The sequence below is a fragment of the Corallococcus sicarius genome (genome assembly GCF_003611735.1).
Classification (GTDB): domain Bacteria; phylum Myxococcota; class Myxococcia; order Myxococcales; family Myxococcaceae; genus Corallococcus; species Corallococcus sicarius.
Genome location: NZ_RAWG01000294.1, coordinates 1 through 12,245 on the forward strand (window position 1 = coordinate 1; position 12,245 = coordinate 12,245).

Annotated in this window: 9 protein-coding genes and 1 pseudogene; 7 read left to right on the forward strand and 3 right to left on the reverse strand. The window is 69.9% G+C overall.

The features are described from left to right. Nucleotides 1-2 precede the first annotated feature (2 nt). The 4 genes from D7X12_RS32540 (at nt 3) to D7X12_RS32555 (ending at nt 4,729) form a co-directional block, all read left to right on the forward strand. Complete coding sequence (locus D7X12_RS32540; protein ID WP_120629122.1) at nt 3-1,019, forward strand: lysylphosphatidylglycerol synthase transmembrane domain-containing protein; 1,017 nt, start codon at nt 3-5, stop codon at nt 1,017-1,019. An 89-nt stretch (nt 1,020-1,108) separates the two neighbouring features. Then, on the forward strand, nt 1,109-1,549 hold the full coding sequence (locus tag D7X12_RS32545; protein ID WP_244224921.1) for an SET domain-containing protein: 441 nt from the start codon (nt 1,109-1,111) through the stop codon (nt 1,547-1,549). 169 nt (nt 1,550-1,718) lie between these two features. Continuing rightward, nucleotides 1,719-3,335: a DUF1592 domain-containing protein gene (locus D7X12_RS32550; RefSeq protein WP_244224922.1), complete on the forward strand. Its 1,617-nt coding sequence runs from the start codon at nt 1,719-1,721 to the stop codon at nt 3,333-3,335. A gap of 11 nt (nt 3,336-3,346) precedes the next feature. Further along, nucleotides 3,347-4,729: a DUF1552 domain-containing protein gene (locus tag D7X12_RS32555; protein ID WP_120629125.1), complete on the forward strand. Its 1,383-nt coding sequence runs from the start codon at nt 3,347-3,349 to the stop codon at nt 4,727-4,729. 102 nt (nt 4,730-4,831) lie between these two features. Here the strand turns inward: D7X12_RS32555 and D7X12_RS32560 are convergent, their stop codons facing one another. After that, nucleotides 4,832-6,136 carry a pectin acetylesterase-family hydrolase gene (locus tag D7X12_RS32560; protein WP_120629126.1) on the reverse strand — a complete coding sequence of 435 codons (1,305 nt, stop codon included), beginning with the start codon at nt 6,134-6,136 and terminating at the stop codon, nt 4,832-4,834. A 276-nt stretch (nt 6,137-6,412) separates the two neighbouring features. On the opposite strand from D7X12_RS32560, the gene D7X12_RS32565 reads away from it, so the two are divergent. Beyond that, nucleotides 6,413-7,105, forward strand: coding sequence for a hypothetical protein (locus D7X12_RS32565; protein ID WP_120629130.1), 693 nt, complete (start codon nt 6,413-6,415; stop codon nt 7,103-7,105). Here the strand turns inward: D7X12_RS32565 and D7X12_RS32570 are convergent. Continuing rightward, nucleotides 7,096-9,231 carry an ATP-binding domain-containing protein gene (locus tag D7X12_RS32570; protein ID WP_120629127.1) on the reverse strand — a complete coding sequence of 712 codons (2,136 nt, stop codon included), beginning with the start codon at nt 9,229-9,231 and terminating at the stop codon, nt 7,096-7,098. The genes D7X12_RS32565 and D7X12_RS32570 overlap by 10 nt on opposite strands. A gap of 309 nt (nt 9,232-9,540) precedes the next feature. Between D7X12_RS32570 and D7X12_RS32575 the strand changes: the two genes are divergently transcribed. Next, nucleotides 9,541-10,365, forward strand: a complete 825-nt coding sequence (locus D7X12_RS32575; RefSeq protein ID WP_120629128.1) for a hypothetical protein — start codon at nt 9,541-9,543, stop codon at nt 10,363-10,365. 225 nt (nt 10,366-10,590) lie between these two features. Beyond that, nucleotides 10,591-11,736: an acyl-CoA dehydrogenase family protein gene (locus tag D7X12_RS32580; RefSeq protein ID WP_120629129.1), complete on the forward strand. Its 1,146-nt coding sequence runs from the start codon at nt 10,591-10,593 to the stop codon at nt 11,734-11,736. Nucleotides 11,737-11,961: 225 nt separating this feature from the next. On the opposite strand, the pseudogene D7X12_RS32585 reads toward D7X12_RS32580, so the two are convergent. Then, nucleotides 11,962-12,245, reverse strand: a pseudogene (locus D7X12_RS32585) (DUF2780 domain-containing protein); the annotation flags it as partial.

Sequence of the window (12,245 nt, forward strand, 5' to 3'; positions counted from 1 at the left end):
CCCTGGAGCCCCTGGAGCCCCTGGACCCCCTGGAGCTGCCCGCGAAGCGCCGCAGGGGCTGGTGGATTCCGGGCGCGTTGATGTTCGTCGCGCTCCTCGCCTTCCTCCTCTCCCGGCACACGGAGGAGCAGCAGCTCCTGGAGCTGCTGCGGCAGGCCCGGCCCGCATGGCTGCTGGTCGCTGTCGTCTGCCAGGTGGGCACGTACCTGTGCGTGGCGGCCATCTGGTGGATGGTCCTGCGCCGGGCCCGGCTGCGCACCTCGCTCTGGTCGCTGGCGCGGCTGTCGCTGATGAAGCTGGCCTTCGACCAGGTCCTCCCGACAGGCGGCGTGGGCGGCTCGCTCCTCGTCGGGCGCGGCCTGCGCCGCGAAGGCGCGAGCCCCGGCACCTCCGCGGGCGCGGTGCTCCTGACGGTGCTGTGCTTCTACGTCGCGCAGGCGCTGGGCGTGGCCGCGAGCCTCTTCTTCCTCTGGCGCCGCTCGGAGCTGAACGATTGGATCCAATGGCTCGTCACCGCCTTCGGCGTGCTGGCCCTGGCCATCCCGCTCTGCATCCTCTGGGTGACGCGCCACCGCGAGTGGACGCCGGGCCGCTTCGCGAAGCGCATCCCCGCGCTGGGCACCCTGCTCAAGGCCATCGCGGAGGTGCCTCCCGGGATGCTGCTCAACCCCGGTCTGCTCATGCGCGGCGTGGCCCTCCAACTGGGCGTCTACGTGCTGGACGCGGCCACGCTGGGCGCCATGCTCCAGGCGCTGGGCCTCCAGGTCCCGCTGAGCACCGTGTTCGTCAGCTTCATGGTGGCCTCCATGGCGGAGACGGTGTCCATCATCCCCGGCGGCGTGGGCACCTACGAGGCCGCGTCGGTGGGCATGCTCAACCTCTTCGGCGTCCCCGTGGAGGCGGCGCTCGCGAGCACCCTGCTCCTGCGCGGCTTCACCCTCTGGCTGCCGCTCGTGCCCGGGTTCTACCTGCTTCGCCACGCCTTCCGCCGCCGTCCCCCCGGCCAGCAGCCGGGCTGACGTCACCTCATTCCCCGGCTTACAGGCAAATCCCTCCACGCACGCTGCCCGCTTCCCGTCGCCGCCCGGGTGCGCGATGGTTCGCGTCCGTGGACACCGGTGACGGAGAAGACACGGAGATGAACCAGGGCCCCGCGCTGTTCCTCCATCCCGGCGTGAAGGTCCGGCCGTGCGAGTGGGGGATGGGTGTCTTCACCGACGCCTTCATCGCCGCGGGCGAGCTCATCGAGGAGTGTCACTACCTCAAGGTGCCCCAGCGGCAGTGCCGCGGCGAACCGCTGGACGACTACGTCTTTGAAATCCGCTGGCACCGCCACGAGGAGCCCCGGAAGGGGGACTGGGTCGCGCTCGTGATGGGCTACGGGATGATCTACAATCACGCCAGCGAACCCAACGCGTCCTACACCCGCGCCGTGGACCGTGATGTGTTCCGTTATCACGCACTGCGGGACATCCACCCCGGCGAGCAGATCTTCATCAGCTACGGGGAGAACTGGTGGACCGCGCGCGGTGAGGAAGTACCTCCCTGAGTCCTCTCCCACCGTGTGCGCGCACCTGACAGGTGGGCGTCTTCCTCTTGGAAAGAGCGAAACGGACGGAAATCAAATCCCCGCTGAAAGCGTGGGACGCAACCAGTACACTGTGGTCTGCCTGTGCGCCGGTCTCATGGCCGCGCGGGTGCAAGGAATTCCAGACACCATGCCATTGCGTCGTTTCGTCCTGTCCTCTGCCCTCGTGCTGTCCGCTTCCGCCTGCACCGGCAACATCGGTGGCGCGGATGAGACGCCTGAGAGCGCGGCGGCCCCCGCGCGCGTGCGCCGGCTGACGCGCGAGGAGTTCAACAAGTCCGCCTCCGCGGTGCTGGGCTCCTCCGTGGACGTCGCCCAGGGCTTCGCCGCCGAGGACACCATCCTCGGCTTCTCCACCCACGAGCGGCTCCAGGTGACGTCGCTGCTGGCGGACCAGATCGACACCGCCGCCGTCACCCTGGCGGAGGAGGGCAGGTCGCGGCTGAGCGACCTGTACGCGTGTCCCTCCGGCAGGAGCCAGGACGACTGCGCGAAGGCCTTCATCCAGAAGGTGGGGCAGCGCGCCTTCCGCCGGCCGGTGACGGCGGAGGAGGAGTCCGACCTGCTGGCGCTCTTCAACGCGGGCAAGCAGGGCGGGACGATGGCGACGGGCGCGGAGCTGGTGCTCCAGGCGCTCTTCTCCTCCGCGTCGTTCCTGTACCGCACGGAGCTGGGCCCCACCACCGGCCGCAAGGGCCAGGTCGTGGAGCTGACCCCCTACGAGGTCGCCTCCGAGCTGTCCTTCATGGTGACCGGCGGACCCCCGGACGACACGCTGCTCGCCGCCGCCCAGGCCGGCACGCTGTCGTCGCCCGACGAGCGCGAGAAGCAGACGCGCCGGCTGCTCCAGACGGCGGACGCGCGCCTGAAGCTGCGCCAGTTCTTCATTGAATGGCTGGGGCTCAATGGCCTGAACAAGGTCAACAAGAACAACCAGGTGTACCCGGACTACAGCGTGGAGTTCCGCGACTCCATGGTGCGCGAGCGCAACGCCTTCATCGACTCCATCGTGAAAGACCACGCGGGCTCCGTGAAGGAGCTGCTGAGCGCGAACTATTCGTATGTGGATGAGACGCTCGCGAACTACTACGGGGGCCTTTCGCGCACCGGCGTGGACGACGAGGGCATGGGCCGCGTCACGCTGCCCCCGGAGCGGCTGGGCATCCTCACGCAGGCGGGCGTCATGTCCACCTACGCCCACTTCGACTCGTCCTCGCCCATCAAGCGCGGCAAGTTCGTGCTCACGCGCCTCTTGTGCCGCACGGTGCCGCCGCCGCCGGCCAACGTCTCCACCATCCCCCCGGCGCTGTCGGAGGACAGCACCACCCGCGAGCGCTTCGCGGCGCACACCAGCAACCCGGCCTGCGCGGGCTGCCACAAGACCATCGACCCCATGGGCTTCGGCATGGAGGACTTCGACGGCCTGGGCCAGCACCGCACCGAGGAGAACGGGCACCCCGTGGACGCCAGCGGCGGCGTGGTGGCCCCGGACGGCACCATCACCGCGCCCTTCACCGGCGGCGCGCAGCTGGCGCGCCAGCTGGCGACGAACGACGAGCTCGCCAACTGCGTGCCGCTGCAGTTCGTGCGCTACGCGATGGGGCGTGACGAGCACGCCTCCGACGCGGAGCTGCTCGCCGCCATGCGCACGGGCGCCTATCGCACGGACGAACTGAAAGTCACCGAGGCGCTCGTCAGTCTGGTGCGCTCGGCCTCCTTCACGCAGCGGCGCCTTCCTACCCGTTGAGCCAGAACCCCATGCCCCGCGACATCTCCCGACGCAGCCTCCTGAAGCTCCTGTCCGGCACGGCCATGGCGGCGCCCTTCGGGCACCTGCTCACCAGCTCCGTGGCCGAAGCGGCGGACGCCGCCCCGTTGCGCTTCATCGCCCTGTTCACCCCCCACGGCGGCCTGCCCGAGTACTGGACGCCGAAGGGCGGTGAGCTGGACTTCAACATCGACTTCGAGAACTCCGTCCTCCAGCCGCTGCAGCGCCACCGCTCCAAGCTGCTGGTGCTGGACGGCCTGGACTACCGCGTCCTCTACGAGCACGGCCGCACCGGCCACGAGGGCGGCCCCGTCACCTTCCTCACCGGCAGCGAGGTGGTGGTGGACAGCGGCGACGAGCTGCCCTCGGGCGCGTCCCTGGACCAGGTGATTGGCAACGCGGTGGGCGGCGTCACCCAGTTCCGTTCGCTGCAGCTGCACGCCTTCGAGCAGTTCGGCGCGCAGCACGTCTACAACAGCATCAGCTTCACGGAGAACGGCTCGCGCGTGCCGTTCGAATTGAACCCCGCCAACCTCTACAAGCGCCTCTTCGGCTCCATGGGCGGCTCCAGCGCGGAGGCGCAGGCCATCCTCATGAAGAGGAAGAGCCTGATGGACTACCTCATCAAGGACGCCACCCGGCTGAAGAAGCGGCTGGCGACCGCGGAGGGCCAGAAGCTGGACACGCACCTGGCGGCGCTGCGCGACATCGAGCGGCGGCTCACCAACACGGGCGCCCTGAACTGCGCGAAGCCGGAGGCCCCGTCGGATGAGCTGAGCGACCTGGGCGACATCAACAACATGCCCGGGCTCACGAAGCTGCACATGGACCTCATCGCCCGTGCGTTCGCGTGTGATTTGACGCGCGTGGTGACGATGACCATCCCCGGGCCGTCCATGCCGTGGATTGGCATTGATGAGGACATCCACAACGACATCGCGCACCGCACCGACACCCAGACGGAGCCCGAGCGCACGGAGATCCGCCTGCGCATGGTGCGGGTGCAGCAGTGGTACTCCGAACAGCTGGCCCTGCTCATGGACAGCCTGGCGGCCATCCCCGAGGGCAGCGGCACCGTGCTCGACAACACCGTCATCCTCTGGGGGAACGAGCTGGGGGACGCGGCCGGCCACATGAACGTGACCATCCCCACGGTGCTGGCGGGCGGCGCGGGCGGGAAGTTCCGCATGGGCCGCTGCCTGCGCCTGCGCCCTGGCAAGGACCCCCTGGGCAACTGGCCGGGCCCGGGCAGCCCGCTGCCGGGCGCGGTGGAGCACAACAAGCTGCTCACCTCCATTGCCCAGGCCTTCGGCGTCAACGTGGACCGCTTCGGACACCCGGACTACACCGGCACGCTGTCCGGCCTCACCTGACGGGGCTCCCGGGGGCTTGAAACAGGCTCCTGAAACGACAACGGGAGCGGGCCAGACAGGCCCGCTCCCGCTTTCATTTCCAGGTGCGTGGAGCGGGGTGCCTTACCCGCCGAGCGCGCCGTTGATGAGGGGCGCGAGGATGCCCATGCCCGCATCCTCGTTGTTGTAGTTGTTCGCCGGCTCGTAGATGCGCACGCGCTGGTTGCCGTTGATGAAGCGGCTGAGGAACACGTCCATCGGCACGAACTCGCTGTGGCAGGCGTAGGACTGCCAGGGGCTGGAGGCGTACTCGTACCAGTACTTCTTCTCCATGCGCTGGCAGGCGTGCGCGCCCACGAACGTGATGATGGTGCTGCAGTGGCTGGCGTTGATGGCCCGCTGGTGCGGGATGAAGTAGCTGAAGTTGTTGTACTTGTTCAGCTCCGCGACGAGCGCGTCCTGGTCCTGCTTCCAGTAGGCGTGGATGGACGCCTGGTCGTTGGGCGTCTTGAAGCGCTCATACGAGTAGCGCGAATAGTTGTAGTCCAGCGTGTAGCCCGTGTACGCCAGCTGGTCGTTCGGGAACTCGGTGGCGACCATGCGGTTGATGGTGCCCAGGTCGTTGATGTTGAAGCTGGCCGGCAGCAGGCCGAACACGGAGTCCAGGTTCCACGACGAGCGGATCTTGTCGTGCAGGGGCCGCGACAGCGAGTTCATGCTGGGCGCCATGAAGACGGGGCCCGAGTCATTGAGCAGGTAGCCGCGCGCCGGGTTGATGGCCTTGCGGATGAAGTAGTAGCCGGAGGACGTGGACGTGCCGCCCGCGCTGTAGCCCGTGACGAGCAGCTTCTGCACGCTGGGGAAGTTCTGCTTGGCGTAGTTCGCCGCGGCGATCGTGTTGGTGTACCCGGAGTGGTACCAGGTGAGCGGCGGGTTCGCGCCCGTGCTGTCCGTGTACGTCTTCACGTTGTTGCCGATGTGCACGTCGCCCGTGCAGTACGGCAGGTAGACGATGTTCCAGTCCTTCGTGACGATGTCCTTGCGGTCACGGAAGGGCAGGCCCGGGTCCGCCCCGTTGACGATGGGGGACACGTACTTGGCCGTGAACTGCGTCATGTAGTCGTCGGGGATGCCGTTGGGGTTCGCCGCCCCCAGGATGCCCGTGCGGCCGCTACAGGAATCGTAGTCCCAGCACGCGCCGCCACCTTCCATCATGAACAGCAGGTTGGGGGACGCCGTGCGGTGCACGTAGAACTTGTACTGGGAACCGTTGCCGCACTTGGTGCCGGGCAGCGTCACCATCTGCCAGTTGTAGGTGTTTCCGCCGTCCACCAGCACGTCGACGATGCCTTCCACCAGCACCTCGGCGCGAGCGGAGCTCACGGGGGCGGCGAGGGCCAGAAGGCTCATCCAGAGAAACGGTTTCATGCGGCTTCCTCCAAGGGGAGTGATGGGGTGCGACCGCGGATGATACGGGTTTGTTTATCAGCCGGAAGCCGGGAAGATGCGCTTGAGCCGAAAATAGTGAATTCCAGGAAGATTGCAGCTTTCCAGTAGAGTGGACTGGAGTTGTCGCCGCGCGTCAGGGATTGAGCAGGGATTGATGCGGCGCGCCATGTTTTAAATGTATCAATTGCGCGGTGCGTTGCGGGTGCGGCGTGAGCGGGTTGCGGTGGGTGTCCGGCGCGCGGTATGGCCTTGGGCATGAGCACGCGCGCACGTTGGAAGTTGCCCCTGGGCACGGCGGGAGTCCTCGTCCTGGCGTTGGGGGCGTGGCTGGCCCTGGACGGCCCTCCTCCTGGCGACGGCGCGGCCGCCGGGCCCCCTCCGGCCGCGATGACGCCGGACACCCGGCCCGCGCCGCCGGTGTTCGCGTCTGCGTCCGGGGTGCCGCGCACGAAGGATGGCGGGCTGGACCTGGCGGGCGCGGCGGCGGCGCAGGTGCAGGCGGAGGCGCCCGCGGAGGAGCCGTCCGGCCCCTACCCGGTGGACCTGGACGCGCTGCGCGCGAAGCTGCCGGACAACCTGTACTGGGACACCGGCGTGCCCACGAAGGAGCCGGCGGAGCTGCGCAGGCGGGCGGAGGTGGAGGCGAAGTGGAACACCCTCTTCGGCAAGGTGCAGGCGAACGAGGCCACCGAGGCGGAGGTGCAGCAGTACTACGAGCACCGCCGCAAGGTGTCCGAGGACGCCATCTCCTTCGCCACCACGATGCTCGCGGACTACGGCGACAAGCTGCCGTCGCAGGACAGGGGGCTCCTGGAGTTGAGCGTGCGCATGCACCGCACGCGGCTGTCGGAGCTCCCGCGCCAGCAGGAGGAGGCGCTCGCGCGCCGCGAGGCCCATGCCCAGCGGCAGCGTGAGTGGCGGGAGAAGGGCGGCGGCCGTCAGCCCTGAAGCGGATCCTTCGCTCCGGGGAAGGTGCGGATGAGCGGGGAGCGCACGGCGGAGGAGGCCACCCAGAGCTGGTGGGAGGAGCGGGTGACGGCGACGTGCAGCCGGCGCCGGGCCTCGTCGTCCGCGGGGTAGGCGCGCGCCGTCACGTCCGGCAGGACGACGTAGTCGAACTCCAGCCCCTTCACGTTGTCCACGTCCGTCACGTCCACGCCGGGCTCGAAGGAGAAGTCTCCCTCCAGCACCAGCCGCGCCCAGGGCATCTCCGCGATGACGCGGTGGAAGGACTGGGCCGCTTCGCGGCTGCTGGCGATGACGCCCACGGACGCGTGCGGCTCGCGCAGCACCAGGTCGCGCAGGGCGTCTCCCAGGAACAGCCACGCCTGGGCCTCGTCGGGGAAGTGGTGGAAGCCCACGGGCGCGCCCTCGCGGCCGGGGCGCGCGGGGGAGGCCGGGCCCTGCGTGCCCAGCACGTGCTGCGCCAGCTCCACCACCGGGCGCGGGCAGCGGTAGGACACCTGGAGCCGGCAGGTGCCAGCGTCGCGGATGCCCAGCTCCTCCAGCGCCGCGCTCCAGCCGGCGAAGCCCGCCGTCGTCTGTTGCATCTCGTCGCCCGCGAGCGTGCAGCTGCGGCTGTCGCCCAACAGCTGCCCGACGACGAAGAGTTCGAAGAGGGAGAAGTCCTCCGCCTCGTCCAGGACGACGTGCGCCAGCCGGTCCGCGCCCAGCGCGCCCCGCTGCGCCTTGAGGAACATCAGGATGGGCAGGTCGTCGAAGTCGAGCGTGCCCGCGAGCGCGTCCGGCGTGTCGCTCTCAATCGCCTTGCCGTCCACGGTGACGAGGCTGTCCGGGTCGTAATCCCGGTACTGGCGCTCCAGCGGCACGGCGGTCTGCAGCTTGGTGTGCTCCACCGTCTCGCTCACCACCGTGCGGGGCAATTCGCCGCGGGCGTCCGCCACCACGGCCTCCAGGAACGCGCGGTCCATGAACGCGTCCGCCAGCCGGATGCGCAGCCGCTCCAGCGTCAGGGGCTGGGCCTTGCCCCTGGGCACGGCCACGCGGGCCGCCAGCGCGCGGCGCAGCACCGGGTGGCGCTTGAGGCGGGACACGAGCGCGGGCGTCTCCGGGGCCAGCTTGAGGCCCGGCACGCTGAAGGCCGCGCGCGCGGTGCTCAGGGACCAGGCGTCCAGCGTCTCCACGGACACCTTGCCCAGCCCCAGGGGCGCGAGCAGCCGGCGCGTCAGCCGGGCCAGGCCCTCCTCGGGGACGACGACCTTGGTGCGCGCCTGCGGGTACTTCTTCGCGTCGTCGAAGACGACCTTCGCCAGCCGGTGCAGGGCCACCGTCGTCTTTCCACTGCCCGCGCTGCCCAGCACCAGCAGCGGCTGGTCCGGCCCGGTGCTGACGGCCGCGTACTGCTCCGCGTCCAGGAGCGCCGTCACGCCGAAGGCGTCCTCGGTGCGCGTCGCGCCCTGGCCCACGCCCAGGAAGCCCGGACGGGCGGCGGTGCCGGTGCCGCCGGAGAGCACGGAGGACGCGTCGCGCCCCCGCGAGTGCCACCGCCCGCTCGGGTCGCGCTGGAGCAGGTGGGGGCCGGTGCTGATGCGGGTGAGGACGCCCTTCTCGATGATGACGAGCCGGCGCGCCTCCACCTCGCCCTCGGAGAGCCGGTCGCCGAAGTACTCCTCGAAGGAGTCGCCCTCCTCGTAGTTGTAGAAGACGCGGGCGACGGGGGCGAAGCGCCAGTCGATGACGCGCACGCCGGCGGCGAGGTTCGCGTAGCTGGTGCGGCCGAGCAGGTAGTCTCGCTGCCCGGTGGGGCCCGCCAGGCGCAGGTGCGCGAAGTAGGGGGCGTTGCTGTCCGGCAGCGGCACGGTCTCCTGCCGCTCCAACATGGCGCGCACCTCGTTCATCTGGGTGAAGACGTGCGGCAGGTCCGCGGCGTGGGCCGTGGTGGCGTCGTCGCGCAGCACCTGAAGCTGGGCCATCAGTCCCTGGGTGTCCAGCGTCCGCTCCGCGGCCTGACGGCGCGCTTCGGCGAGCGCGGCCTGGACCCGCGACAGCAGCGCCTCTTCCTCGGCGATGAGCGCGAGCGCCTCGGGCGACAGCTCCTGCTCCAGGGCGGCCATGTCCTTTCCTTTCACGCCGCGCGAGCCCGCCCGGCACCACGCCAGGGGCTCTCTGATGCGCTTCGCGGCGCGTGCAAGGTGACGTCTGGCACAGCGCGGGTCAACCCGTTGGATTTCCGGGCCGTCTTGCTAAGGTGATGCACGGGGTCGAGGCACCACGCCTCCCCTGGGGACAACCCGGCTGTCTGCGAATGGTCGCTCCCGGGGCCCGTCTGTCGGGTGGCGGCTCGCACCGGGGGCGGGCGGCTTCTCTCCGCGCTCAGGGCTTGCTTGCGTCCGCACCCATCCCGAACACGGAGGATGGACCGGATGATCTCGATGAACTCGCCATTGCGCTGGACGCTGTCACTCGCCGCTGCGTTGGGGCTCGCCACCTCCGCGGGGGCCCAGGAGACGGTCACCACGACGGAGACACCCACGCAGACGGTGCAGACGGACATGGACACGGGCTCCATGCAGGAGACCGGGCGCATGGGCCTGGAGCTCGCAGTGAGCGGGGGCGTGGGCGCGGGCCTGGGGTACCTCTACAAGAACGGCATGACCGCTGCGGGCACCGTGGAGAGCCTGAAGATCACAGACGCCGCGACGGTGTCCATCCCCGTCCTCGTGGAGCTGGGCTTCCGGGCCACGCCGCGCTTCTACCTGGGGGTGTGGGGCAGTTGGGAGAAGGTCTTCCCCAAGGAGAACCCGCTGTCGTGTCCGGAGGGGTTCGACTGCTCCATCCATCAGTGGCGCGTCGGGCCGGAGGTCCGCTACCACCTGTCGCCCGATGCGGGCTTTGATCCGTGGATCGGCTTGGGCGTGGGCCTGGAGATCCTCAAGGGCCATGTGCAGGGCACCACGCAGATTCCGGTCGCGCCGGGCGTGTCCGTCCCCGCGACCGTGGACACGCGCGTCACCGACCGGGGGCCCACCTTCGCCCGCCTCGCGCTGGGCGGTGACGTGCGCATCAGCCGCATGCTGTCGGTGGGGCCCATCCTCACTGCTTCGATTGGCAGCTACACCGTGCGCACCGGCAGCCAGACGGTGGACATCACCGGCGTGGGCCCGCGCGAGGGAGAGGTGGCCCGCGTGGAGGACGGCTTCCATGGGCTGTTCACGCTGGGCCTGCGGCTGGCCGTGCTCCCCTTCTGAACCGCGGGGACTGAACAATCCGCAGGGCCCGTGGAGCCCGGGCCCCGGGTAGGGTGTCTGGGGGCGCGCCCGGCAGTCCGGCGGTGCTCACGCTGCACCGGGGAGGCCAGCCGGTGTCGCTCACGTTCACCCGCGCACGCTGAGCGCGGGCCGCGAGTGCGTGGCTTGAAAGCGTGGGCCGGGCCCTGCCAGCATGCCGCGCCTCCCTTCGCGACAGGGCCTGCCATGGACGAGCGCTTCACTCCCGAGCACGAGGCATTCCGTCGCACCGTGCGTCAGTTCGTCGAAAAGGAGCTGGCCCCGCACGCGCTGGAGTGGGACCAGGCCGGGGAGTTCCCCCGCGAGGTGTTCCGCCGCTGCGGCGAGCTGGGCTTCTTCGGCATCAGCCATGATCCGGCGTATGGCGGCAGCGGGCTGGACGCCTGGTACGTCGCCGTCTTCGCGGAGGAGCTGGCGCGCGCGCAGAACGGCGGCGTGGCCATGTCCCTGATGGTGCAGGGGCAGATGGCCACGCCGGTCATCAACGAGCTGGGAACGGATGAGCAGAAGCGCGAGTTCCTCGCCCCCGCGCTCGCCGGGGAGCGCATCGCGGCGCTGGCGATGAGCGAACCGGACGCGGGCTCGGACCTGGCGCGGCTGCGCACCACCGCGCGGCGCGACGGCGACGACTACGTCATCAGCGGCGCGAAGACGTGGATCTCCAACGGCGCCCGCGCGGACTTCCTGGTGCTGGCGGTGCGCACGGGAGGGGAGGGCGCCCCGGGCATCTCGTTGGTGACGCTGCCCACGGACGTGAAGGGCTTCGCGGTGTCGAAGCGGCTCCAGAAGGTGGGCCACCGCTCCTCGGACATGGCCATCCTCTACTTCGAGGACTGCCGCATCCCCGCCCGCTACGTGCTGGGCCGGGAGAACGACGGCTTCTTCCACATCATGAACAGCTTCCACGCGGAGCGCCTGGTGACGGCGCTCTACACGGTGGCGGTGATGGAGGGGCTCTTGCGCGAAGCCCTCCGCTACGGCCGTGAGCGCAAGGCGTTCGGCCAGCGGCTCATCGACTTCCAGGTGTGGCGCCACACCTTCGTGGACCACCACACCCGCGTGGAGGCGGCGCGGCAGCTCACCTACCACGCGGTGCAGCTCTTCAATCGCAAACGCAAACAGAAGCCGGTGAAGGAGATTGCGATGGCGAAGCTGCTCACCACGGAGCTGGCCCAGCGCGTGGCCTACGACTGCCAGCAGTTCCATGGCGGCATGGGCTACGTGGAGGAGAGCCACGTCGCCCGGGCCTGGCGCGACGTGCGCATGCTCACCATTGGCGGGGGCACGTCAGAGGTGATGAAGGAGATCATCGCCGGGACCCTGGCCCTGTAGGCCCCGAGCGTCAGGCCGCCTTCTGCCGCGGGGCGGCGTGTAGGGCGTCGCCTTGAGCTGGTTGGTGCCAATGCCTCCCAGCACCTCCGCGTCCATGGACATCGTGAAGACAGGCTTTGTCTCCTTCGCGCCTGTCTTCGGGCCGGGAATTCTTTTGCATTCCGGCCTCCCCCCTTTTCCCAAGCCCCCGGATTCAGGAGGCCTGGGCACGGGGGCCGGTGGACCTCAGCCGCCGAGGATTCCGCCGAGCATGCCGCCCAGTCCGCCGCCGCCCTGAGGGCCGGAGCCGCCGGAGCCGCCGGTGAGCATGGGCACCACGGCGAGGATCTTCCCCACCAGGCCCGGGTCCAACCGGGACTTGAGGAAGTTGAGGAGCAGGGGCGCCACCAGGGTGGCCTTGCCCGCGTCCAGGTTGAAGCGCTGGAGGATGGCCACCACGCCGGCCACCTCGCCCGCGTGGGCCGCCGCGCCGCCCAGGGCGCCCATCAGTCCGCCGCCACCCCCACCCC

Bases quoted from the DNA above. Each gene is read 5' to 3' on its own strand.
- D7X12_RS32570 (WP_120629127.1), bottom strand. From the start codon at position 9,231: ATGGCCGCCCTGGAGCAGGAGCTGTCGCCCGAGGCGCTCGCGCTCATC.
- D7X12_RS32550 (WP_244224922.1), top strand. From the start codon at position 1,719: ATGCCATTGCGTCGTTTCGTCCTGTCCTCTGCCCTCGTGCTGTCCGCT.
- D7X12_RS32580 (WP_120629129.1), top strand. From the start codon at position 10,591: ATGGACGAGCGCTTCACTCCCGAGCACGAGGCATTCCGTCGCACCGTG.
- D7X12_RS32575 (WP_120629128.1), top strand. From the start codon at position 9,541: ATGATCTCGATGAACTCGCCATTGCGCTGGACGCTGTCACTCGCCGCT.
- D7X12_RS32565 (WP_120629130.1), top strand. From the start codon at position 6,413: ATGAGCACGCGCGCACGTTGGAAGTTGCCCCTGGGCACGGCGGGAGTC.
- D7X12_RS32555 (WP_120629125.1), top strand. From the start codon at position 3,347: ATGCCCCGCGACATCTCCCGACGCAGCCTCCTGAAGCTCCTGTCCGGC.
- D7X12_RS32560 (WP_120629126.1), bottom strand. From the start codon at position 6,136: ATGAAACCGTTTCTCTGGATGAGCCTTCTGGCCCTCGCCGCCCCCGTG.